This window comes from Pseudomonas syringae group sp. J248-6 (assembly GCF_032586995.1).
GTDB lineage: Bacteria > Pseudomonadota > Gammaproteobacteria > Pseudomonadales > Pseudomonadaceae > Aquipseudomonas > Aquipseudomonas amygdali.
In genome coordinates, this window is record NZ_JAWHOP010000027.1 from 15,145 (window position 1) to 37,732 (window position 22,588).

The 22,588-nt window shown below is 56.9% G+C and carries 19 protein-coding genes; 10 read left to right on the plus strand and 9 right to left on the minus strand.

Translation table 11 applies throughout. The features are described 5' to 3' along the window. Positions 1–49: 49 nt before the first annotated feature. Positions 50–808 carry a thioesterase II family protein gene (locus RYC17_RS23815; RefSeq protein ID WP_058409700.1) on the minus strand — a complete coding sequence of 253 codons (759 nt, stop codon included), beginning with the start codon at positions 806–808 and terminating at the stop codon, positions 50–52. Positions 809–1,124: 316 nt separating this feature from the next. Between RYC17_RS23815 and RYC17_RS23820 the strand changes: the two genes are divergently transcribed. Further along, complete coding sequence (locus tag RYC17_RS23820; protein WP_002552913.1) at positions 1,125–1,661, plus strand: RNA polymerase factor sigma-70; 537 nt, start codon at positions 1,125–1,127, stop codon at positions 1,659–1,661. 72 nt (positions 1,662–1,733) lie between these two features. Here the strand turns inward: RYC17_RS23820 and RYC17_RS23825 are convergent, their stop codons facing one another. Further along, entirely contained in the window at positions 1,734–2,258 is a 525-nt protein-coding gene (locus RYC17_RS23825; protein ID WP_058402047.1) for an SgcJ/EcaC family oxidoreductase, read from the minus strand. A 193-nt stretch (positions 2,259–2,451) separates the two neighbouring features. On the opposite strand from RYC17_RS23825, the gene RYC17_RS23830 reads away from it, so the two are divergent. The 4 genes from RYC17_RS23830 to RYC17_RS23845 are packed head-to-tail and all read left to right on the plus strand — an operon-like array spanning position 2,452 to position 7,095. Then, on the plus strand, positions 2,452–3,636 hold the full coding sequence (locus tag RYC17_RS23830) for a sensor histidine kinase (RefSeq protein ID WP_316904581.1): 1,185 nt from the start codon (positions 2,452–2,454) through the stop codon (positions 3,634–3,636). Further along, a complete protein-coding gene (locus tag RYC17_RS23835; RefSeq protein ID WP_244395543.1) occupies positions 3,633–4,301 on the plus strand; it encodes a response regulator in 669 nt (222 codons plus the stop codon). The genes RYC17_RS23830 and RYC17_RS23835 overlap by 4 nt, the downstream gene beginning before the upstream one ends. Beyond that, positions 4,298–6,634, plus strand: coding sequence for an ATP-binding protein (locus RYC17_RS23840; RefSeq protein WP_316904582.1), 2,337 nt, complete (start codon positions 4,298–4,300; stop codon positions 6,632–6,634). The genes RYC17_RS23835 and RYC17_RS23840 overlap by 4 nt, the downstream gene beginning before the upstream one ends. Then, positions 6,631–7,095, plus strand: a complete 465-nt coding sequence (locus tag RYC17_RS23845; protein WP_002552910.1) for a response regulator — start codon at positions 6,631–6,633, stop codon at positions 7,093–7,095. Before RYC17_RS23840 ends, RYC17_RS23845 begins: the two co-directional genes overlap by 4 nt. A gap of 7 nt (positions 7,096–7,102) precedes the next feature. Here RYC17_RS23845 and RYC17_RS23850 read toward each other — a convergent pair whose 3' ends face one another. Then, positions 7,103–7,534 carry a universal stress protein gene (locus RYC17_RS23850; protein ID WP_005782898.1) on the minus strand — a complete coding sequence of 144 codons (432 nt, stop codon included), beginning with the start codon at positions 7,532–7,534 and terminating at the stop codon, positions 7,103–7,105. 239 nt (positions 7,535–7,773) lie between these two features. Here RYC17_RS23850 and RYC17_RS23855 point away from each other — a divergent pair, with 239 nt between their 5' ends. Beyond that, complete coding sequence (locus RYC17_RS23855) at positions 7,774–9,252, plus strand: hypothetical protein (RefSeq protein ID WP_316904583.1); 1,479 nt, start codon at positions 7,774–7,776, stop codon at positions 9,250–9,252. Between the two features lie 121 nt (positions 9,253–9,373). Next, entirely contained in the window at positions 9,374–10,780 is a 1,407-nt protein-coding gene (locus RYC17_RS23860; RefSeq protein WP_122280297.1) for a glucosyltransferase domain-containing protein, read from the plus strand. A gap of 19 nt (positions 10,781–10,799) precedes the next feature. Here the strand turns inward: RYC17_RS23860 and RYC17_RS23865 are convergent, their stop codons facing one another. Further along, positions 10,800–12,287, minus strand: a complete 1,488-nt coding sequence (locus RYC17_RS23865) for a glucan biosynthesis protein (RefSeq protein WP_227447883.1) — start codon at positions 12,285–12,287, stop codon at positions 10,800–10,802. A 194-nt stretch (positions 12,288–12,481) separates the two neighbouring features. Then, positions 12,482–13,501, minus strand: coding sequence for a tRNA dihydrouridine(20/20a) synthase DusA (gene dusA / locus RYC17_RS23870; RefSeq protein WP_316904584.1), 1,020 nt, complete (start codon positions 13,499–13,501; stop codon positions 12,482–12,484). 688 nt (positions 13,502–14,189) lie between these two features. Between dusA and RYC17_RS23875 the strand changes: the two genes are divergently transcribed. Further along, the gene (locus RYC17_RS23875; protein ID WP_057401593.1) at positions 14,190–14,729 is read left to right on the plus strand and encodes a hypothetical protein; all 540 of its coding nucleotides are present in this window, start codon (positions 14,190–14,192) and stop codon (positions 14,727–14,729) included. Between the two features lie 641 nt (positions 14,730–15,370). On the opposite strand, the gene RYC17_RS23880 is transcribed toward RYC17_RS23875, so the two are convergent. The 4 genes from RYC17_RS23880 to RYC17_RS23895 all read right to left on the minus strand — a co-directional run bounded on the left by RYC17_RS23880 (position 15,371) and on the right by RYC17_RS23895 (position 18,773). Continuing rightward, positions 15,371–16,498, minus strand: coding sequence for a sensor histidine kinase (locus RYC17_RS23880; protein WP_316904585.1), 1,128 nt, complete (start codon positions 16,496–16,498; stop codon positions 15,371–15,373). A gap of 134 nt (positions 16,499–16,632) precedes the next feature. After that, positions 16,633–16,872, minus strand: coding sequence for a hypothetical protein (locus tag RYC17_RS23885; protein WP_316904586.1), 240 nt, complete (start codon positions 16,870–16,872; stop codon positions 16,633–16,635). Positions 16,873–16,950: 78 nt separating this feature from the next. Then, complete coding sequence (locus RYC17_RS23890; RefSeq protein ID WP_316904587.1) at positions 16,951–17,394, minus strand: S24 family peptidase; 444 nt, start codon at positions 17,392–17,394, stop codon at positions 16,951–16,953. A gap of 134 nt (positions 17,395–17,528) precedes the next feature. Further along, a complete protein-coding gene (locus RYC17_RS23895; RefSeq protein WP_316904588.1) occupies positions 17,529–18,773 on the minus strand; it encodes a M20/M25/M40 family metallo-hydrolase in 1,245 nt (414 codons plus the stop codon). A 240-nt stretch (positions 18,774–19,013) separates the two neighbouring features. On the opposite strand from RYC17_RS23895, the gene RYC17_RS23900 reads away from it, so the two are divergent. Together RYC17_RS23900 and tal are read left to right on the plus strand one after the other, a co-directional pair. Continuing rightward, positions 19,014–21,383: a TonB-dependent siderophore receptor gene (locus RYC17_RS23900; protein WP_316904589.1), complete on the plus strand. Its 2,370-nt coding sequence runs from the start codon at positions 19,014–19,016 to the stop codon at positions 21,381–21,383. Positions 21,384–21,591: 208 nt separating this feature from the next. Then, positions 21,592–22,518 carry a transaldolase gene (gene tal / locus RYC17_RS23905; RefSeq protein WP_004659848.1) on the plus strand — a complete coding sequence of 309 codons (927 nt, stop codon included), beginning with the start codon at positions 21,592–21,594 and terminating at the stop codon, positions 22,516–22,518. Positions 22,519–22,588 lie beyond the last annotated feature (70 nt).

Genomic DNA, 22,588 nt, shown 5'->3' on the forward strand with positions numbered 1-22,588 from the left:
CTGAGGTGGGCCGCGCGTGAGACAAAAAAGCCAAAAGAGGCAAAAGCGGTCAGCCGGCTGCCCGGTTCAATTGCCGTGACGCACTGTTGCGCCAACGCGCCAGATGCAGTTCGCAATAGCGCCGCAGGTGCCGGAGCAGTTGCACTTGCTCATCGACCAGATAGAAGTGATGCCCCTCGAACATGTCCAGCGAGAAACCGGTACAGGTCTCCTCCTGCCAGTCGAGCAGCTGCTCGACGCTGACACTGTCCTGCTTGCCGCCAAAAACATGGATCGGCAGGTTCAGCGGCTCGCGCTTGCCATACACGAAACTGCCGCAGAGCAGAAAATCGGCGCGCAGGATCGGCAGCATCAATTGCATCAGCTCGTCATTGGCGATGACGTTTTCGCTGGTGCCCTTGAGCGTGCGCAGTCGGTCGATCAGTTGCTCATCGGTCTTGGCCAGAGCGTATTCGCTGACATCGCGACGCACCGGACCGGCGGTAGCCGATGCAAAAAGCGCCAGCGGCTCAGGCAGACCCCGTTCACGCAACGCATGCGCCAGTTCGAAGGCCAGCAGACCACCAAGGCTGTGGCCGAACAGCGCATAGGGCGTATTCAGGTCAGCACTGATTTCGTCGGCCAGACGGTTGGCCAACTGCACGATATCGGTCTGCAACGCCTCATCCATGCGCATGCCGCGACCGGGAAGCTCCAAAGGCCGTACGTTCAGCCACTCCGGCAATTTGCGCCGCCAGGGGCTGTAGAACATCGCGCTGGCACCGGAAAAAGGCAGGCAGAACAGCGTCAGGCTCACGGGCGTGCTCATATCTGAACCGTCCCTCTGTTGGCGCGGATGTAAAAGCGGCGTTGCGCGTGATCGAAGCGCATGGGGTTCTCCTGAGGTATTCCCTGGCCGCAACCGTGGTCGGGCCTGTCACCAATGAGAACGGATGGCGTCTGCAAATAATTAGTGGAGATGCGCGTCGCGAGAGCGCGCCTGACAAGGCCGCACTTTTAAAGTGCGCTGATTGGCTTTCGCATTTGACAATAATTATCATTAAGGCTAATTTATCGCCCCATGTGACGGCGCCGCTCCTCCTGTGGCCCTCCCCCTCCATTGTTCAGGCAGCAAGGTGAATTCCATGACGGAACACGTAATCACAAGTAAGTGCGACTCACCATTACTCCAGGCATTCGTCGACAACTACTTGCTGCTGGTCAAAATCGCGGCGCGCATCGTGGGTTGCCGGTCCCGGGCCGAGGACGTAGTGCAGGACGCCTTCTTCAGACTGCGCTCGGCACCTCAAGCCACGCTGACTTTCAAGGCCCAGCTCAGTTACCTGTTTCAGATCGTGCGCAATCTGGCCATCGATCATTACCGCAAACAGGCGCTGGAACAGAAATACACCGGCCCCGAGGCCGAGGGGCTGAATGTGGTCATTCAGGGGGCATCGCCGGAAACCTCGCACATCAACTTCTCCAGCCTGGAGAAAATTGCCGACGCCCTGACCGAGCTGCCACCCCGCACCCGCTACGCGTTCGAGATGTATCGTCTGCACGGCGTGCCACAAAAGGACATCGCCAAGGAACTGGGCGTATCACCGACGCTGGTCAACTTCATGATCCGCGATGCGCTTGTTCATTGCCGTAAGGTCAACGGTGCCAACGCTGAAGCGTGACAATTCAGAAAGACAAAAAAATCCGGAGCACTGGCTCCGGATTTTTTGTTTCAGCCTTGAGTAGACGGTCGATCAGCGGCTGACCTGGTACTCAGGCTGTACTTCCGGCATGGCCGAAGAGTGGTGGTTGAGAATCTTCCACTCGTTGCCGATGCGGTGGTAAAGGAACGAATAACGCGCCTGTACCTTGGTTTTCTTGCCGTCTGCAGCCGTCAGAGTGAAGGTGTAGACGCCGTTGTCCGCAGCGGCATCAGGCCCCAGACGACGAATCTCACGGTAGTTGATCTCGCCAACCGGCTTAAGCGCCAGGAAGTGATCGAAGTAGTCTGTGATCTCTGCCGGAGTAGCACGTACCTTGTTGGAGACCGTAGGCTGCAAGACTGCGTCCGGCGCATACAACGAGGCGACTGTCTTCGAGTTACCGGTCTGCAGGGCCTTGTTCCAGCGGTCAAACAGACCGGCGATTTCCTTGTCATTCACATTGCTTGGCGTCTCGGCCACCATGCGGTAAGTGTAGCCGGACGGCTCGGCAGCAGCCTGAACCATCGGTGCACTCACAGCCAGCAACAGGGCCAGGGCGGTCAATTTAGTTTTCATCGCTACTCTCCTACGGGGGATCTGTTCAGGGATTCAGTGAGTGCCACTTTGCCCTCCCCGCCACTGCGCGCCATCGGCCAACCGGGGTTAACTGTGTATGCCAATCGGCAGATAGGCTTTACCTCCTGATAAAGTTCTAATAGCGTCACTTTCGTTATGCCCGCGCGGGCATCCACCCTCGCTGGAGCTCCCCATGCAAAGCCCCCCCCATGACCCGGCAAGCGCGCTGGCCATCCGCAACCAGTATCGCCAGTCGCAAAGCCGCGCAGCTCGCCTGCGCCTGTTAGTGGATACCGGTCAGGAGCTGACCCAATTACCTCCCGAGGCCATGCGCCAGCGAGTGCTGCAGCGCGCCTGCGCATTCGTCGCCATGGACCATGGCCTGCTGCTGGAATGGGGCACCGACAACAACGTGCACACCACCGCCAGTCATGGCAATGCCGACCGCCTGAGTACCCTTGAAACAGTCGCCGACCCGCTGGCCATCGGCCCGCAATGGCTGGAGCGCAGCGGTCCCGACTTGCCTTGTGTGCTGTTATTGCCGTTGCGTGGTGCCGACGAAGGCTGTTTCGGTACCTTGCTGCTGGCCAACAGCGTGGGCATCAATGCCCCGGACAATGAGGACATCGAGTCCCTGCAACTGCTGGCAACGTTGCTGGCCGCACATCTGGAAAACAATCGGCTGCTTGAAGCACTGGTCGTCAGAGAACGCACCATGTCCGAACTGGTCCGCCAGTTGTTCACCGCTCAGGAAGACGAACGCAAACGCATGGCCTACGACCTGCACGACGGGCTGGCCCAGACACTCGCCGGTCTGCACCAGCGGCTGCAGGGTTTTGCCGGTCGCTGTCCGCAACTGCCTGAACCGCTGGACGCCGACCTGCAAGCCATTCTCAAGCTGGCGCAGCACTGCGTCGGTGAAGGACGACAGTTGATCAGCGGTCTGCGACCCAGCGTGCTGGATGATTTCGGGCTGTTGCAGGCAGTCGACAAGGAAGCCGACCGCCTGCGTGAAGCGGGCATCGCCGTGCAGTGGACGTCGCGTTCCCAGGCACGCTTGCCCAGCCACCTGGAAATTGCGTTATTCCGCATCGCTCAGGAAGGCATCAACAATGTCTTCAAACACGCAGGTGCCAGCCGCGTAGAATTGGCGCTGGAACTGAGTAACGACAATGTTTCACTAAGCCTGGAAGACAACGGCCGTGGTTTCATCACCGAAAAGCCGCGTAACGGCAGTAGCGTTCAGAAACTGGGCCTGGTGGCCATGCAGGAACGCGCCAGCCTTCTGGGCGGCCGCCTGACCTGCGTCAGCCGCCTTGAGCGCGGCACCCGGCTGCGCGCCATCGTCCCTTTTACCGCATACAAGGCAATAACATGACTGACACTGTGCGACTGGTTTTGGCGGACGATCATGAAGTGACCCGCACCGGGTTCGTCTCGCTGCTGGCGGGACATCCGGAATTCGAAGTGGTCGGCCAGGCCGCAGACGGCCAGCAAGCCATCGACCTGTGCCAGGAACTGCAGCCAGACATCGCGATTCTCGACATTCGCATGCCAGTGCTCAATGGGCTGGGCGCTGCGCGAATTCTCCAGCAGCGCATGCCGGACCTTAAAGTGGTGATTTTCACCATGGACGACAGCACTGATCATCTGGAAGCCGCGATCAGCGCGGGGGCGGTGGGCTACCTGCTCAAGGACGCCAGCCGCGACGAAGTAATAGCCGGCCTGCAACGTGTGGCCCGTGGCGAAGAAGCCTTGAACAGCGCCGTCAGTGCGCGCCTGCTACGGCGCATGACCGAGCGCAACACCAGTGGCGCAGCCCTGCCGGAATCCCTCACACCTCGCGAACGTCAGGTACTGGGACTGGTGGCGGGCGGCTTCAGCAACCGGGAAATCGGCGAAAAACTCGGTATTACTACCGGCACCGCCAAGGCACACGTGGAAAAGGTCATCGGCAAACTGGGTGCCTCGGACCGTACTCAGGCCGCCGTGCGTGGCGTGGCGCTGGGCCTGGTGAGCCAGTCGACGAGCGAGTGGCGATGACGACACCCGGAAGCAGTCGCTGGGAAGACCTTCCGTTACGCGGCAAGGCGCTGGTGGCCATTTCTTTGCCGCTGGCGATTCTCATGTTCTCGCTGGTGCTCATCTATATCGCTGAACGCCAGACCGCTCAGGCAGAGGAAGATGTACGTCGGGTGCTGCTGGTGCAAGGCGACATCCAGACACTGCATACCCAGATCGCAGAAGGTGCGGCCAGTGTGCGTGGCTACCTGCTGACTCATCAGGAAGACTTCCTGCCCGGCTACATCAATGCACAGCCGCTGATCGGGGCGGCGTTGGCGCGACTCAACGACAATGTGCGCGATGGGCAGATGCGCGAACACCTCAAAGCCATTGAGCCGCTGATCAACACCAAGGTCGACGGCCTGGAAAAGCTGCGCTCGATGAGCATGGAAGATCAACAAACCGTTGCCCGCATTCTGGTCGAAAACAAATACGTGCTCGACCAGTTGCGCGAGCGGATCGGCATCATGCGCGAGCGCGAAGACGCCTTGCTCGCCGAACGTACCGAAGCGGCGGCCGCTACCCGCGAACGCCTGCTGCTCTCGACCCTGCTGGCAGCCGCCTGCGGAATATTCGGAGCCATTCTTGCCGTGCTGATGCTGTCCAAAGGCATCGTGGCCAGGGTGCATCAGGTGCAACGCAATGCTCAGCGGCTGGCGCTCGGGCACCCGTTGCTGCCCCAACCCCCGGAAAAGGACGAAATCGGCCAGCTCGGCACCCGACTGGTCGAAGCCGGTCAATTGCTGGCTGAACGCGAACGCGCGCTGCGCGACAATGAAGAACGTTTGCGGCTGATCATCGAAGGCGTGAAGGACTACGGCATCTTTGCGCTGGACCGCAACGGCTATGTCACCACCTGGAACGCAGGTGCCGAGCGCATCAAGGGCTACACAGAACAAGAGATCATCGGTAAGCACTTCTCTGTTTTTTACCTGCCGGAGGAGTGTCCGCAACACCCTGATATGGCCCTGCGTGAAGCCACGGTCAACGGCCGCTATACCGAAGAAAGCTGGCGCAGACGCAAGGACGGCAGCCGTTTCTGGGCCAGCGTGGTGATTACCGCCCAATACGATGGCAATGACGAACTGCGTGGCTTTTCCAAGATCACCCGTGACATCAGTGATCGTCGTGTCGCCGAAATTGCCTTGGGCACTGCCCGCGAGGAAGCCGAGCGGGCCAGCCGGGCGAAAAGTGAGTTTCTCTCACGCATGAGCCACGAGTTGCGCACGCCCCTGAACTCGATTCTGGGCTTTGCCCAGTTGCTGGACATGGACTCGCCTGCAAGCCAGCGACCGCAAATCGGCCATATTCTGCGAGCCGGTCAGCACCTGCTGAAACTGATCAATGAAGTGCTCGACATCGCCAGAATCGAAGCCGGGCATGTGTCCCTGAGCCTGGAACCGGTATCACTGTCGAGCGTGCTTGAAGAAGCGCTGGTGCTGGTCTCGCCGATGGCGGCTGACGCCAACATCGAATTGAAGGCGTTGCCGCAATTGTCTGACAAGCTGGGCGTGGTCGCGGACCGCCAGCGCTTGATTCAGGTGTTGCTCAACCTGCTGTCCAACGCCATCAAATACAACCGTCCCGAAGGTCAGGTGCGGATTGAAGTCGAGCAGTCGGACGAGCGCGTTACCGTGAGCGTAATCGATACCGGCTACGGAATTGCGCCAGAGCGTATCGGGCAGTTGTTCAAACCGTTCGAACGACTGGATGCCAACCCGAGCGTCGAGGGCACCGGGCTGGGGCTGGCGCTGAGCAAAAGCATGCTGGAAATGATGCACGGTACCCTGTCAGTGCAGAACACACCGGCTGAAGGCTGCCGCTTCATACTGGAGCTGCCACTTGTTCTGGTGCACGCCCCCACAGCTCCCCTGCCACAGACTGGCATGCCTGCTGACGCCGCCCCTGTCGCCCGCCTGCCTGCTCGCCCGGCTTATCACGGCAAGCTGCTGTGCATCGAAGACAACCTGTCGAGCATGGCCTTGATCGAGACGCTGATGCAGCGCAGGCCCGGTATCCAGCTGCTGTCGAGCATGCAGGGTCAGCTGGGGCTGGATCTGGCCCGCCAGCATGCGCCGCAGCTGATTCTGCTGGACCTGAACCTGCCGGACATCAAAGGCCTTGAGGTGCTGCATCGTCTGCGGCGCATGCCGGCTACGGCCAATACCCCCGTCCTGATGATTACAGCCGACACCAGTGATAAAGCCAGTTGCGAACTGAAACAGGCCGGTGCAACGGCCATTCTGACCAAACCTATTCAGGTGCCGGTGTTTCTCGCCCTCCTGGACCAGTATTTACCGGAGCCAACATGACCGGAGATTTCCGCATTCTGATCATTGACGACCAGCGGCCCAACCTTGATCTGATGGAGCAACTGCTTGCCCGCGAGGGCCTGACCAATGTGCTGAGCAGCACTGAGCCGCTGCGCACGCTGGACCTGTTCAACAGCTTTGAGCCGGACCTGGTGGTGCTTGATCTGCACATGCCCGAATTCGATGGTTTTGCGGTTCTGGAACAGCTCAACCGGCGCATCCCGGCCAATGACTATCTACCAATCATGGTCCTGACCGCCGACGCGACACGCGATACCCGCCTGCGCGCTCTGGCGCTGGGCGCACGGGATTTCATCAGCAAACCGCTGGATGCGCTGGAGACCATGCTGCGTATCTGGAACCTGCTGGAAACTCGCGCCCTGTATAAATCGCTGCGCAAGCTGGTGCCGCCGGAAAACATCGAGCTGTTGCGCCAGCCACGGACACTGGCGCAGCAGTGAGGCGTCTTTATTTGATGAGCGTCACCGGCACCGACACTTCATGGATCACCCGCGTGGCTACCGAGCCCAGCAGCAGGCCGCCAAAGTTGCCAAGCCCGCGGGTGCCCATGACCACAGCATCACAACCCAATCGCTGAACCTCGGCTTCTACCTGTTCGGCGACGTTGCCCAGCTCGACATGGGCCTGGAACGGCACGCCCGCGGCGGTCAGCAGTGCAATCGCGTCATCAAGCACGCGCTTGCCTTCATTGGTCAGCCCGGCCTTTACGCCCTCAATCATGTCGGGGGCCAGATAAAGGCTGTAATCAATGGGGCTGGCCTGCACATTGAGGATATGCACCTCAAGCGATTTGGTGAGGTCGCCAGACAATTCGATGACATAGCCCAAGGCACGCATGGCGTGCTCGGAGCCGTCGAAGGGAACCAAAACTTTGTGCATGTGCGCTTTCCTTGAGGGGGTATGCGATCAATATAATCCGTTGGCTGGTGGGCAACCACTGCTGAACGGCAGCTTGTTGATTCAGGACAATGTGTGCTGGCCTACACCTCTGCGACCGCAACACACGATGGGCTGGAAGATGATTTGATTTGACGAAGGCATTTATTCTTCTAGAGTGAGTGCAGTAGTGCCAGCAACGACCGGCAGTGGCGGTATCGGTCTCATGGAACGATCAGTCAATGACTGCCCATTGGAAAAAACGCCTCTCGAAACAGGCCACGCTGCTATTCATCCTGGCTGCCAACGTTTTCTATATTCTGCCGTTACTGCTCGCCAATGCGCCCTCTGCCGAAGATGACCGGATCTCAAGCAATGCTCAGGGGCAATGGGCAGAGCAAGGATATCCACTTGCCACCCTCGCCTATCGCGCGCTGACCTTTACAACCGGCGCACCCGAACTCTTCCCACTGCCACTGTTAATCGCTACAGCGCTGATTTCGTGGGCCATGTTCAAGTGGGTGCGTGACTGCTTTGCGACGCCCACAGTGATTGACTGTCTGGTGGTACTGCCGCTTTGGTACAACCCGTTCCTCCTGCAGAGCCTTTCTAGCCACTACGATGGCCCGATCATTGCGCTGGGCATCGCTTTGATCGTTTTCGCAATTGTTTATGACTCCCCCGCAATGATCAGAAAACTGGCCATTCCAGGCCTGATGATCGCCTGCGCACTGGCGTCCAGTACAACAAGCCTCAATGTTTTCCTCGGCCTCTGTTGCGTTGAATGCATGAGAGCGCTGATACAGCAGCGCATTCCGGGTTTCATTGGCAGGCTGCTGATGATCAGGCTGACGCAGTTGTTGTGCGGATTGTGCCTTTACGTGACGGTCGGCGCATACGACTTGCTGACAATGGACAGTCACTGGCTTGCGGAAATAATCAGGCGGCTGGCCCTGCTCCACCAGAACGTGGGATTTTTGTTCAACACAGGCACCACCTGGCTGGCTATCGCGCTTTTACTGGTTGCGCTACCTGGTTACGTCAGCCAAGTACTCAGCGCATTCAGGCGACCGAACGGCGTTGCCCGCAAGGCAGTCGCTGTCCTCTTTTACCTGAGCCTGCCTGTTGCACTCTTGCTGCTGATTCCCGGAACAGCCTTGTTAGCGAATGATTTCGCCGGCCGGGCCGGAACATTGACGGGATTCTCGACACTGCTGATCGCGCTTTTTTTCCTGATCAACACGCATGCCTGGAAACAGCATGATGCAGTGCGTCTGGTGCTGATCCTGCCGGTCGTTTGCATGCTGTCCTTTTCCTATGCCTACGCCAGAGTGCTGATCCTGCAGAAAGAGCTCGGCACTTATGTACTTTTCAGCCTTGCCTACGACATCGACACCCTGCCTGATCTGCAAAATATAGACACTTTTCACTTCGACAGTCAGCCACTTCAAAACTGGCTGCCAGCGGCCAGCGGAACCTTCGAAAAACTTCCTGCGATCAAATACATCATGAATGTCGACGAGCGCGCGACACCTGCAAGACTGCAACGCGTTGGTATCACTCGCGGTGAATGGCTGACATCGCCATGCACTGCGCAGGACCTGACGTCCAGTGCACCGATAGTTGATCGCACGTTCTACAGCATTAAGGTTCATCAGCAGACCGGCTGCATCGTCATGAAAAAAATTACAACCCCCGATACTTATATCTGGGAACCGTAACCCACTTTCCGCAGCGACACTTCCAATGCCCCCTATCAGATGGCTGAGTCAAGCACTTTCCTGGCAACACTCATATTGGCTACTGCTCGGGGCAAGCCTGCTGTACATAGTTCCGTTTCTCATGGCCGACCAGACTTACGCCGATGACTACTGGAGGTCGCAACTTGCACAGGGTCGCTGGACAGAACAAGGCCGCCCCGGCGTAGACCTACTTTATATGGTGCTCGGTTTTTCGTCAGGCGCGATCAATCTGTTCCCGCTGCCGTTATTGCTGACCACTGGCCTGCTGGCGGTATCCCTGACCCGCTTGGCGCATCATTACTTTAGCCGCCCTACCGCGCTGAACTGCCTGATTGTGTTGCCTGTTCTGTACAACCCCTTCTTCCTGCAGAACCTGTCTTACCAATACGACGGTCCAGGGATGGTACTGAGCCTGTGCCTGGCGGTGGAGGCACTGCTGCATTCGACCTGCAAGCCGTTGAAAAGCAGCTGGAAAGCGGCCTTATGGATGGCTGCAGCGCTTGCACTCTATCAGCCGGCACTCAATGTTTTAGTGGGCCTGTACTGTATTGAGTTTATTCGCAGCGTCGAGGCGAGAAAGACGTTCAACGCCTTGTTCTCTTCACTACTGAGCCAACTGATCATCCTGGCAATGGGGCTTCTGATTTATGCGTGCCTGGCGATACCGTTCATCAAAGGCAGCCGCACGCATCTGCTGAATATAAATCAGGGCGCGTTACAGGAGCTAGATGACCGTATACAGTTTCTGGCTCAGCAAATAGCACTGCTCGTGCACGGTGAGTTACTTGAAATGACCGCCACGATTATCACCCTTGTTGCCACTGTGAAACTCATTTCCATCGCGACAGCCCTGCTGCAATATGCCGAGCCCCTCTGGCGCAGAGTGGGCGTGTTTTTCATATTTCTGGTCACCGCCCCACTGCTGATATTTCTTGTATCGGGTACAACCCTGATGCTCAAAGACTTCATCCCGGAGGCCCGAACCCTGACCGGTTTTTCGATACTGATTGTCGCAGCGCTCTATCTTTACGAACGTTCCTGCCCGCCTGAAACGCTGTTACCCAGACTGTTTATCGTCCTGCCACTGGCGGGCATGCTCTCGCTTTCGTTTGTCTACGGGAATGTTCTGAGCGCGCAAAAAGAGCTGGGCCAGCATGTTGCACGAAGCATTGCCTACGACATCGACGCGCTATCACAGTCGAGAACGCTGGAGCGTATACATTTGCGAGGGTTCTATTTGCAAAACTGGTTGCCCGCGGCGCAGTCGGCCTCAAACGTCTTACCGGTACTGGGTTACCTACTGAATACTCATTACCTGACGCTGCCGGAAGCACTGCCGAGAACCGGCATCATCAATGTCCATAAATATACCGAACCGCCAGTCGGTGAACATCTTCAGCCCCCGGTGCTGATCAGGCCGCTTTATCGCGTTCACCTGTCTGAAAATACGGGTTATCTGGTGCTCAAAAAAATCACCGAGCCGCAGGACTATCATCCAGAGCACTGACCGCATCGGGCCTCATCCGTCAGAATGGATGGTATTGGTACAGCCAGCTCTCGGTTAACGTCAGCTCACCCAGTCGCAGATACAGACGCATGTCTACCGGTTCTGCACCTTCTACCGTCAGGTCGAATTGCGCCCGCCAATGCCCCGCCAGACCGTCAGGCACTGCCTCGGTGAAAATATTGGAGAAAGTCCCTCTGGAGCTGGACAATACCGCTTCCGGAAACGTATTGAACGGCACTTTTTCCAGAGTGCGGCCCTGAAATTCGACGACAAATTTTCGCACGCCTTGCGGCCGCGTCTGTCCTGGCCGGCCACCATTACCGAAACGAGTCGCTACGCAATGAGCCAACTCACCGGGGTATGGCTCGTCCGCCAGCCAGTGCAGACGATAACGCAGCCGGTAATCTGTTCCAGGGCCTGCCGGTTTTTCAGGTACCCACATGGCGACGATATTGTCGTGGATCTCATCGTCTGTAGGAATTTCAACCAACTGTACGGCGCCTTTCCCCCAATCGCCCAAGGGCTCGACCCACAGGCTCGGCCGCCGTTCATAATGCACGCCATCCAGGTAATGGCTGAATTCGCGATCCCGCTGCAGCAGACCGAAACCTCGCGGGTTATTGTCGCTGAAGGCAGATGCCATGGTTCTCGGCGGGTTGTTCAACGGTCGCCATATTCGCTCGCCTGCACCGGTCCAGATCGCCAGTCCGTCGGAGTCATGCACCTCGGGCCGCCAGTCAGCAGCTGTTTTCTTGGCCTTTTCGCTGAACCAGTACATCGAACTGATCGGCGCGATGCCGAACCTTTGCACTTCGCCGCGCATGAACAGTGCGGCCTCGACCTCCATGACCACCCCTTTGCCCCGCTGTATGGCAAAGCGATACGCCCCACAGATGCTCGGCCCGTAAAGCAGTGCATAGACAACGACCGAGTCGGATGTATTGCTGTCCGGCGATTCAAACCAAAAGTGAGTGAAGTCGGGAAATTCTTCCGCACGCTCGGGCTGGGCGACATCCAGCGCGATACCCCGTGCGGAAAGTCCATATTGATACAGCTCGCCAATGGCACGAAAGTACGCAGCGCCGAGAAAAGCCGTCCAATCGTTATTACGCCAATCCAGTTTTTTCTGATCGCCTGTTCGACTTTCCTGAAAGCGAAACCCGGCAAAGCCAACACCCTGAGTCAACTGACGCGCAGGGCTGTCTTCGGGCATGTCGAAATACGCCTGATCGTAGAGAATTTCCCTGGCAGCACCCTTATCGACGACATAGAGCCGCACCGGCTTGGGGAAAAACTTCCCCGGATGGAAAAAAGTGATAGGAAACTGGCCCGGTCCCTCCGCGAACAATGCGTACTCCGGCTTGAAGCGAATCTTGCCGTGAGCGTCGTAGTCCAGTTTCGCCAGTACCTCCGCCGAAAGAGTTGACGGCACAATGTACGGCTGTGAGGCGGCCTCTTTTGCGCGCTGCACTAAAAGATCAAACGAAAAGGGCTCGCTATCGCCCATTTTCAGCGGCTCGTCAGCCTGTGAGGAAGAAGGGATACCTGATACGAACAACAGAGCAGATATCGAAGAAAACTCGAGAAAGTTTCGTCGATTCAACATGGTGGGAAGTGACCTGGTGGGGGTAGATCTGGTGGGCGGTAGACCTGAGCATAGATCAGTCCGCCAAATCCACCCGTTCAGCTCGTCCGATTAACTCAATGCCCCTCAAGGAACGCTGCTGCCTGATCCAGCAACAGCATGGGATTTTCGGCCTTGTGTATATCAACCGACAGCAACTGACGGAAACGCCGTGCGCCGGGGAAACCCAAACCAAGCCCGAGCATGTGCCGAGTGACATGGTGCATGTTGCCACCGCTGGCAATATGCGCCGCAATGTACGGCCGCATCGACTCCAACGCATCGTAACGACTGATAACCGGCGCAGTGCTGTCGAACAACTGCTGATCAACATGCGCCAACAGATACGGGTTGTGATAAGCCTCACGGCCCAGCATGACGCCGTCGAAGGTCTGCAAATGTTCGCTGCACTGCTCCAGCGTCTTGATGCCGCCGTTGAGTACAATTTCCAGATCGGGGAAATCAGACTTCAACTGCGCGACCACGTCATAACGCAGCGGCGGAATATCGCGGTTTTCCTTGGGAGACAGTCCTTCGAGAATCGCGATACGCGCGTGAACCGTAAAACTCCCGCAACCCGCCTCCTGAACCTTGCCAACGAAATCACACAGCTCGGCGTAGCTGTCGCGGCCATTGATACCGATCCGGTGCTTGACCGTAACTGGAATACCAACCGCATCGCGCATCGCCTTCACGCAATCCGCCACCAACTCAGGGTGCGCCATCAGGCACGCGCCGATCATGTTGTTCTGCACCCGATCGCTCGGGCAACCGACGTTCAGATTAACCTCGTCGTAGCCCGCCTCTTCAGCCAGCCGGGAACAGGCAGCCAGATCCGCCGCCGTGCTACCGCCCAGCTGCAACGCCAGCGGATGCTCGGTCTCGTCGTGACGCAAGAACCGCTCGCGGTCGCCGTGCAGCAAGGCACCGGTGGTGACCATTTCGGTGTACAGCAAGGCATGCTTTGAGAGCTTGCGCATGAAGTATCGGCAATGGTGGTCGGTCCAGTCCATCATCGGCGCAACGGAGAAGCGGCGGGACAGCGTTGTGGCTGATTGGCCAATGGTTTCAGGGGCTTCGTGGTTTTCAGTTGTCATGTGAATTGATCTTTTATGCAGCCGCTCCTACCCGGGTTGCTACATTTTCAGCAAGCGGTTGCCACAATGTAGCAACCGACGCTGGAAATGTAGCAATGTGAGATGGGTACGATCACAGCACGTAAACGCAACGGTAAAACCACTGGTCTCACGGCGCAGATACGGATTGTCAGGAATGCGCGGCAGTTTAACAGGAAGGCAGGCTGTGGAGTGCAGTAGGTGGCTAAGGTCAAGGGCCAGTGGGGATAGAAGTCAAATTCTGCTCGATATCTCAAATGGTAACCGCTGGCCTTCGTGCTGATGCAGATCGGCGACCGGGCTACATTTTGACAGGCCGACACGCGCTACAGGTGTAGCCTATGACAGCTGTAAGCCTATCGGTAGTTCAAATGGTGCCGCGTCAGATCAGTGGCAGGAAATGCACGAAACCAACGTATTGACCTGATTGGATCTGACGCCGGAGGTGTATGAGCGGCGTTACGTATTTTTTAGCCAAAGGGCCAAAGCAAGCCCTCACAGGATACGAACGAGGCGCTGAGCTCCACTTAGAGCACAGAGCAGAGGCGATGGTTGGACTTGCAAGAGTAAGCTGAGAGGACAGTGGATTGGTCAAACGCTGCGGCAGCCGTCTCAGCACCTCTTCAGCCATTACAAACATTTGAGGCTGACAAGCCCATTCAGGAGAGTCATGAGAAAAAAAACCAACAATTTAAAAACCGAAAGTATTGCCTACGCAAAAAAGCTCCCAACAGAGCTCATCGTGGGTTTTCTGCTTGGAACCATTCCCTTTCTGGAGTATTCAAGCACGGAAAAAGAAATTGAAGATGCCTTCTCTATGCTCTTGGCGCCCGAAGTATTGATAAAGCATTATTTCATACTTTTAATCCCCTACTTTTTGGTGTGCGCTTTAAAATTCGTGCTGCGTTTTAGGTCAGACGCCGCGGTGGAAAGATTCCGATTCATCTACAAGGTTTTTGCAGAGGTTGGCGCAAGCTTTTTGACAATGCTAAGGACAGGACTGGGCGCACTCATGGGCTTTTACGCAGTCGTTTTGTTTAAAAACACCGTTCAACTTTTGCCTAACCAGCACGTCGAGGTTATTGGTTATATCATCATGACGTTAATGTTTAGCGGTGCGCTTTCCATAGTTCATGATTTTTTGGCAGCTGCGGGAAAAAATATCGACAATAAAAACCCGATCACATTGGGCAGTCGTTTGAAATACTGAGTCATGCTTGCCACGAAAGCTTCAGTGGCGAGACGAATAGGCATCTGAAAGACGCTCATTGAAAGACGACGAATAAAAAATGGCGCGTTTGCATCGCCGTAGCGTGGGTCCATACGAGGGCCTTCACGCACAGACGCGCCGCTGGAGTAGTAAGCACTTGGAAGGCAGCTACCATTAAGGCAGTGGCACAGGAAGCAAAAAAAAGTCGGCAGAAATCATTCTTCTCATCAGCCGACGCACGTACGACAAAGTGAATAAAAGCATTTCATATGCGCTACCTTTTGCCTGCTCAACCTTTGTAATTCCCTTAAACTTTTTAATCCTGCCCATTGTGAAATGGTACTCACATTGCGCTCTCAGGGAGTCGCCATGAACACTACTCAAGCATTCAGAAAACCACATGAACGCGATGAGTTATTCGTCATGCCCAATGCGTGGCGTGAGGGAAGCGTGCTGCCAGTTAGGCAGTCCATGCGCCTAATGCCTATTTTATCGTCACAGCCAGGACAGACTATCTGCTTGGAGCGCATGAGTATTCGTTGAGTGAGGTTGTTACACTTATTTGGCTTGGAGAACACTTGGATTGGCAAAACTGCACAGTTGGTAACTAACACGGTAAGCGCACTCCATCTATCGGGGGCTCACTCCGCATGCAACGGAATAAACACCGCAAACGTAGTCCCCAGGTCCGCTTTTGACGTCACTTCAATACGCCCGCCATGGGCATCGACGATCTTGGCGACGATGAACAAGCCAAGCCCAAGGCTTGAGTAAGGACCGTTGTCAGTCATTTTCTCGGGCGAGTAGCGATCCATCGGGTTGAAGATAAAAGGAAGCACGTCTTCGGGAATTGGACTGCCTGTGTTGTGCACGGTGAACTGAAGTGTGCCGTCAGAAGCTGCCAGCGTTACCTCGACAGGGTCGCGGCTGTTGCCGTGCTGTATCGCATTGCCAATGAGGTTCGAGAAGACCTGTTCCAGGCGATCACCATCAAAATTGCCAATGACCGGATCGTTGGAAGTCAGGTGAATATCCGCCTCTGGATTGACCGTACGCGATTCGTCAACGATGCGAGCACAGATGGGCTGGATGTCTGTCTGGGTCTTTTTCAACGGAATGCCGGGACCGATCTGTGACCGTGTGAAGTCGAGCAGATCGCCAACGATCTGATTGGCTCGCTTCACACTTGAGTAGATCCTTGATGCCACCTTGGTTGGCCGCGCGCCCAGGTCATTGGTGCGCAACAGCACGTCTGCGCCCAGCAATATGGCACTTAACGGTGTGCGCAAGTCGTGCCCGAGGATGCCCAGAAAGATATTGCGCGAGGCTTGAACCGCACCGGTATAGCTGGAGATGGATTCCGCGAGAGCCTGATCTATTGCTTCGTTGAAGCGGATCATGTCATCCATCTGCTGCTGGGTGTCCGAGGTCGGGCGCATCATCCACTGTTTTATCACGCTAGCGCGTAACGCTCGAAACTCCGAGACCACCTGATCGATGGTGAAGCCTGACATCAAACGAGTGATCGCATGGCTTTTCGCAGCGGTGTCTTCTTGCGATACGACCTGACCCTGAGATTTTTCGACCTGTTGCTGCGACGACTGATCCGTCCTCAGATCAGTGGCAATGGCTCGAAGCATCTGCTCGGCGTGATCCCTGAGCTCCTTGGTATCCAGAGGCTCACCGAGCGTGGAAATGGTACGCGCAAAGTCGGTCCAGTCCCGCACAATAGGCTCGATGTTCTCAAGGATGAAGCCCGATAACCGCATAGCAATAAAAACCTGAAAGTGAACCCCGCGAATTGCAGATTCGTGGGGCGAGTTAAACACCAATCCCGATCAAAGAGACGGATACATTTGTTAAATGAATTTCACGCAGGCCGCGAAAATATCGAGGCCCGGATCTAATCGGAAAGCGCTTGTAGACGAGCCTGAACAGCGTCGTCAAAAATGATGTAAAGCGCCTCGGCATCGGCGGGACGCAGCTTTCTGCTTGTCTCAAGACCGTGAACGTATTCGATCTGCAACGCCCCTTCGGCCTCCACGTCAGCGCGGGTGCTGGTTGCCTCGAGCGCTCTCACCAGATCACTGATAGCCCCCTGGACAGCCTTGGGGAGCCGTAACTGGTCAAGTTGTTCCTGCATTCGCTCAATTTCCGGGTTAAAACCATAGGGTCGGCAGCAGATCACGGTGAAGCGTGCAATGCAAGGCCATGAACCCGATCATCGATGAGCTGAAGAGGCGGTGCGCCCTTCAAGAAGGTTTTTCAGGCTGTAGGTCACCACACCCAGAATGATCAGGTCGTCGTGGTCAGTGACGTGCAGCGGTGGATAATCCGGGTTTTCGGATTTGAGGATCACGACATCGCCACGCATGTGCAAACGCCGACACATCTGCCTTGCGTTGAGTGAGGCGACGACGATGTCACCATGCTCGGCGTACTGACTGCGGTCGACAACCAGCATGTCACCGGTGCGCATGCCGCCTCCCTGCATGCCTTCATCCTCGACCCTGGCCAGATAAACGTGCGGCTCACGGACCTCACAAAGCTCTGCGATAGAGACATGCTTCTCGACCACTGGCGACCTGGGGCCGACGGATGACAAGGATAGCAAAGGTAGCTTGATGCCCCCTGCCGACAAGGGGCCAAGGAATGTGACACTCATGGGACGAGCCTTTTATGATTAACTGTATACATATACAGTTAATCGTTTATCAGGCGTCAGGTCAATCTCCACTAGCTGACCCATCGACAAATGGCGTGGCCTCAACCCGACGCGAGGTTAACGTTCACGGACTGTCAGGGCGCCTCACCTTGCGACAAACGGGTAATCAGCGCCACCGTCAGGTAAAGCCTGGGCGCGATGCTCGACAGTTCGATGTACTCATCGTCCGCATGCAAGCCGGCCCCGACAACGCCCATGGTTTCCAGCACGGCAGGCTTTGCGCTACCCGGTACGTAGGCGTAGCCCGCATCGGTACCGAAGCGCATGGCGATCGGCTCGACACTGCGACCGATTTTTTCATAGAGCGTCTGCGCGGTTTTCGCCAGTTGCTCGGAACCCGGATTCCTGGCCAGTGGCGGACGGCCTTTTTCCATGCGCAAGGTCACTTCGGTGCCATCAACGAGGGTTTTCTTCACAATCCGCTGACCGTCAGCGAGCACCCTGTCGCTCTCGCTTGGATCGGAGTAGCGCATGTCCGCCTCGGCCGAAGCGCTGGACGGGATGATGTTGCGCTTCTCACCGCCTTTGACAAGCGTCCAGTTGACGGTCGTACCCTTGCCAGGATCGCCAAGGTCCTTGAGTTGCAGCAGTTGGTGCGCCAACTCGATCGCCGCATTGCGCCCGGCTTCAGGGGCCGAACCTGCGTGTGACGACTTGCCTTTGACGTCGAGGAGCAAGCCATTGATGCCATTGGTAGCGACAGTCACGGCGTCTTTGTCAGGCGGCTCATACGAAAACACGTAGTCATGCTGGCGAGCGAGTTCGGCTATGACTTTCTTCGACCCGCTGGAGCCGGTTTCCTCGTCCGGATTGAAGAGCACGGTGAGCGTGCCGAAATCCTTGAAATTCTGGTCCTGCAGCAGTTGCAGCGAATGCAGAATCATCGCCACGCCGCCCTTCGCATCTGCCACACCGGGGCCATAGGCGCGTTCGCCGTCGAGCCTGAACGGGCGTTTGGCGGCAGTGCCCGGCCCGAAGACCGTGTCGTAATGAACCATTAGCAGAAAGGACCGGGTGCCATTGCCTTTGAACCTGCCAACGATGTTGTCACCCGCAGAAGGGTCTGCCGGCGTGGTGGAAACTTCGGCACCCAATGCCTTGAGACGCTTCACCAGCATCGCGCTGACGGTTTTCAGTCCGGTTGCCTGGCCGGTACCCGTATCGATATCCACGAGTTGCCGGACGGTTTCGAGGTAGGAGTGTTGTTCAGCCTGAGCTTTTTTCAGTAACAGATCAGATGGCAGCTCAGCGGCGATGACGCCCATGGAAAACAATGAAAAGCCGATTGCGGCCGTGATGGGGAAACTTCGTGAATGCATGCTGGTTCCTTCAGATCATCGCGAGTTGAACAGCATCTTTACCCCAATGCACTGCTCGACGCCACAAGCGAGTCTCATCAGACAAATATGTATGAGAATGTAACTGATAGTGATTAGCATTTAATAAGATGTGAAAAATTTGTTAGTCTCGCCCTCCGCTGCCGCCTGTCACGACCTGCCAGCCAGCACGCCATCACCCAGGTTTCCCGCCACGTCCCAGTCCCTGCAGGAATTACCCCAATGCTTCGTCCGTTTCTACCGTCGTTGGCCAGCCTTGTGGCTCTAGGTCTGTCGGCCGCCGCTGTGGCCAGCCCCGTTCAACTCGATCTGCCTGCACAGGCGCTTTCCAGGTCGCTCGCACAACTGAGTCAGGCGAGCGGTATGCAGATATCGGTGGATGACCAATTGCTTGCAAGCAAGCAGGCTCCAGCTATCACAGGCAGCCTGGAACCGGCTCAGGCATTGAATCAGCTACTGCTGGGCAGCGGCCTTGATGCGCAGGTGCAGGGCAATGCTGCGAGGGTATTCCAGCCATCGAGCGGTGGCTCGATGATGCTGGGCAACGTGGACATCAGCGCTCAGGCGGGCATTGCAGGAATGGCCACCACAGAAGGCAGCGGTTCTTACACCACGGGCTCGATGAGCAGCGCGACCGGGCTGCCCCTTTCGATTCGCGAGACACCGCAGTCGGTAAGCGTGATCACCCGCCAGCGAATTGAAGATAAGGGCATGAACGACCTCAATGATGTCGTCAAATATGCACCCGGCGTGACGCTGCGCAAATTCGGCTCGGACCGTCAGCAGTTTCTGGCGCGCGGCTTTACCATTGATAACCTGATGTATGACGGTCTGCCGACTATCGTCAGCACCTTTACACTGGACACCATCTCCGGCGCTGACCTGGCCTTGTACGACCGCGTTGAAGTGGTACGCGGCGCTACTGGGCTGATGACCGGTGCAGGCAGTCCGTCGGCGACACTGAATCTGATCCGCAAGCGCCCTACTGCTAACCCGCAAGTCAGCGTGACCACCAGCGCCGGGAGCTGGGACCGCTACCGTACCGAGGTGGACGCGTCGAACAGGCTCAACGATTCCGGTACGTTACGTGGCCGGGTGGTAGCAGCCTATGAAACGGGCAACAGTTTTGTCGATGAACGCGACAAAGAGCGCCAGACGTTCTATGGCGTTCTGGAAGCCGACCTCAACGAATCGACCACCTGGACCATCGGAGCCTCGAAACAGCGCGATGACGCAACCTCGGACTGGGGCAGCCTGCCATCAGGCCCTAATGGTGAAAACCTTCACCTGCCGCGCTCTACCTTCCTCAGTAACGACTGGGCGTATTGGGACAGGGCGAACGTCAGCGTTTTCACTGACCTGACTCATCGCTTCGACAACGGCTGGAGCAGCAAACTGGCGGCGACCAGAATCTGGGCCGAATCCGACATGTACTCCAACTACCTGACCGCCAGTGGCACGGGTTACGGCCAGGCGGCCGGCGAATACGACACCACAGACGTGCAGACCAGTCTGGATGGTTCGCTGTCCGGGCCATTCCAGCTGTTTGGCCGACAGCACGAGCTGATGCTCGGCGTCAGTCGACGCGAAGAAAAGTTTGACCAGAAAGGCGGCTTTTACGGCTCAACACCGATCGATATCTACACCTTCAACCCTAATCTCATTGCAAAACCGGACCCTGCCACGCGTACCGCCTATGTCAATCAGAACACCGCTACCGAGGAAGGCGTCTACGCAGCCGCGCGTTTCAACCCGATTGATCCGTTGCACGTTATCGTCGGCAGCCGGGTGAGCTGGTACGACTATCAGAATCGGTCGGCCAGCAATGGTGACTACAAAGTCATCCGAGAGGTCACGCCTTATGCCGGCATCGTCTATGACCTGAACGATACCTACTCGGCCTACGCAAGCTATACCGAGATCTTCAAGCCGCAGAACCAGCTGGACGTGGGCGGCGGCGTGCTGGACCCGATGACAGGCGAAAGCTACGAAATCGGCCTGAAAGGCGAATACTTCGACGGTGGTCTGAACGCATCGCTGGCAGTCTTCGACATGACCCAGGAAAACCGCGCGTACGCCATCGTCAATCCGCCAGTCACTTGCCAGCAGCAGAATCGCGTCTGCTACGAAGCAGCCGGTGAAGTGCGCAGCCGAGGGATCGACGCAGAAATCAGCGGCCAGCTGACACCTGACTGGCAAGCCTCCGCGTCCTACACACTGGTGCTGAGCCAGTACGTCAAAGACAGGAGCAATGACAAGGGCGACCTGTTTGCGCCCAATCAGCCGAAGCACCTGTTCAAGGCAGCAACGTCCTATCACCTGCCCGGCAACCTGAACAAATGGCGCGTGGGTGCCGACGTTCTGGCGCAAAGCGAGACGTACAACCGGGTCGGCACCGGTCACTCCGAGCAGGAGGCCTATGCGGTTGTTGGACTGATGGCAGGCTACCGCTTCGACGAGCATTGGGACGCGCGGGTCAACCTCAACAACGTATTCGACGAAAAATACTGGCAGGGCATTCCCCTGGCGACCGGCAGCGGCGTTTACGGTGACCCGCGCAACCTGATGGTCTCGTTGAAATGGTCGCTTTGAATTTCTCAGACTGCTGGCTGCTTGATAGCCGTTAAATTCACATCAAGGGAACAAGCAGTGCGTGCGAGGCTCAAAAACAGTCTCGACAAAGGTATTCACGACAATGCCGTCCCTCAGGGCCTATCATCGGCAGCAGGAAACGCTGCGGCCTTGAGTGGTCGGCAGCGCTCGGGTAATGTTATCCAACCGCACAGGACAGAGCACGCTCATGACTTCCAAGCTGGATCAACTCAAGAAATTCACTACCGTTGTTGCTGACACCGGCGACTTCGGCGCAATCAAAAGCCTCGAACCAGAGGACGCCACCACCAACCCTTCGCTGTTGCTCAAGGCCGCATCCGACGTCAACAACGCTCAGATGCTCGCCGACGCATTCAGCGGTGCCAAGGGTGACATCGGCCTGGCCTGCGACCGCTTTGCAGTCGCCATCGGTCAGGAAATTCTCAAGGTGGTTCCGGGCCGCGTATCCACTGAAGTGGACGCACGCCTCTCGTTCGATACCAATGCCCTGATCGAGCGCAGCGAGCGCTTGATCGGCCTTTACGATGCCGCCGGCATCAAACGTGATCGGGTGCTGATCAAGCTGGCAGCCACGTGGGAAGGTATCCGTGCCGCTGAGAAGCTAGAGAAGGACGGTATTCAGACCAACCTGACGTTGCTGTTCTCCTTCGCCCAGGCAATCGCCTGTGCCGAGGCAGGCGTGTTCCTGATTTCGCCGTTCGTGGGCCGTATCTACGACTGGTACAAGAAATCTTCAGGCACCGACTATGTAGGCGCAGAGGATCCGGGTGTGCAGTCCGTGACGCGAATCTACAACTACTACAAGGCCAACGACTTCAAAACCGTGGTCATGGGGGCAAGCTTCCGCAATCTGAACCAGATCGAACAGCTGGCTGGCTGTGATCGCCTGACCATCAGCACCGACCTGCTCAAGAAACTGGCTGAAGATACCGGTACGCTGGAACGCAAGCTTGCACCGGGCAATGCCGGTGAGGCTCGCCAGAGCCTGACCGAGAGCCAGTTCCGCTGGGCCTCCAATGAAGATGCCATGGCCACTGAAAAACTGGCTGAAGGCATTCGTCAGTTCGCTCGCGATCAGGAAAAGCTGGAAGCGCTGCTCTCCGCAAAAGCCTGATAACAAAAAAGGGCGACACCTTAACGGGTGTCGCCCTTTTTGCTGCCTGTCGTTCAGTGATCAGAAGGAC

What these genes read in the sequence shown, in the direction of transcription:
- RYC17_RS23890 (WP_316904587.1), bottom strand. Translation starts at nt 17,394, where the DNA reads ATGAGTGTCACATTCCTTGGCCCCTTGTCGGCAGGGGGCATCAAGCTA.
- RYC17_RS23825 (WP_058402047.1), bottom strand. Translation starts at nt 2,258, where the DNA reads ATGAAAACTAAATTGACCGCCCTGGCCCTGTTGCTGGCTGTGAGTGCA.
- RYC17_RS23865 (WP_227447883.1), bottom strand. Translation starts at nt 12,287, where the DNA reads ATGGGCGATAGCGAGCCCTTTTCGTTTGATCTTTTAGTGCAGCGCGCA.
- RYC17_RS23885 (WP_316904586.1), bottom strand. Translation starts at nt 16,872, where the DNA reads ATGCAGGAACAACTTGACCAGTTACGGCTCCCCAAGGCTGTCCAGGGG.
- dusA (WP_316904584.1), bottom strand. Translation starts at nt 13,501, where the DNA reads ATGACAACTGAAAACCACGAAGCCCCTGAAACCATTGGCCAATCAGCC.
- RYC17_RS23855 (WP_316904583.1), top strand. Translation starts at nt 7,774, where the DNA reads ATGACTGCCCATTGGAAAAAACGCCTCTCGAAACAGGCCACGCTGCTA.
- tal (WP_004659848.1), top strand. Translation starts at nt 21,592, where the DNA reads ATGACTTCCAAGCTGGATCAACTCAAGAAATTCACTACCGTTGTTGCT.
- RYC17_RS23875 (WP_057401593.1), top strand. Translation starts at nt 14,190, where the DNA reads ATGAGAAAAAAAACCAACAATTTAAAAACCGAAAGTATTGCCTACGCA.
- RYC17_RS23850 (WP_005782898.1), bottom strand. Translation starts at nt 7,534, where the DNA reads ATGCACAAAGTTTTGGTTCCCTTCGACGGCTCCGAGCACGCCATGCGT.
- RYC17_RS23835 (WP_244395543.1), top strand. Translation starts at nt 3,633, where the DNA reads ATGACTGACACTGTGCGACTGGTTTTGGCGGACGATCATGAAGTGACC.
- RYC17_RS23845 (WP_002552910.1), top strand. Translation starts at nt 6,631, where the DNA reads ATGACCGGAGATTTCCGCATTCTGATCATTGACGACCAGCGGCCCAAC.
- RYC17_RS23830 (WP_316904581.1), top strand. Translation starts at nt 2,452, where the DNA reads ATGCAAAGCCCCCCCCATGACCCGGCAAGCGCGCTGGCCATCCGCAAC.
- RYC17_RS23815 (WP_058409700.1), bottom strand. Translation starts at nt 808, where the DNA reads ATGAGCACGCCCGTGAGCCTGACGCTGTTCTGCCTGCCTTTTTCCGGT.
- RYC17_RS23895 (WP_316904588.1), bottom strand. Translation starts at nt 18,773, where the DNA reads ATGCATTCACGAAGTTTCCCCATCACGGCCGCAATCGGCTTTTCATTG.
- RYC17_RS23860 (WP_122280297.1), top strand. Translation starts at nt 9,374, where the DNA reads ATGGCCGACCAGACTTACGCCGATGACTACTGGAGGTCGCAACTTGCA.
- RYC17_RS23880 (WP_316904585.1), bottom strand. Translation starts at nt 16,498, where the DNA reads ATGCGGTTATCGGGCTTCATCCTTGAGAACATCGAGCCTATTGTGCGG.
- RYC17_RS23900 (WP_316904589.1), top strand. Translation starts at nt 19,014, where the DNA reads ATGCTTCGTCCGTTTCTACCGTCGTTGGCCAGCCTTGTGGCTCTAGGT.
- RYC17_RS23820 (WP_002552913.1), top strand. Translation starts at nt 1,125, where the DNA reads ATGACGGAACACGTAATCACAAGTAAGTGCGACTCACCATTACTCCAG.
- RYC17_RS23840 (WP_316904582.1), top strand. Translation starts at nt 4,298, where the DNA reads ATGACGACACCCGGAAGCAGTCGCTGGGAAGACCTTCCGTTACGCGGC.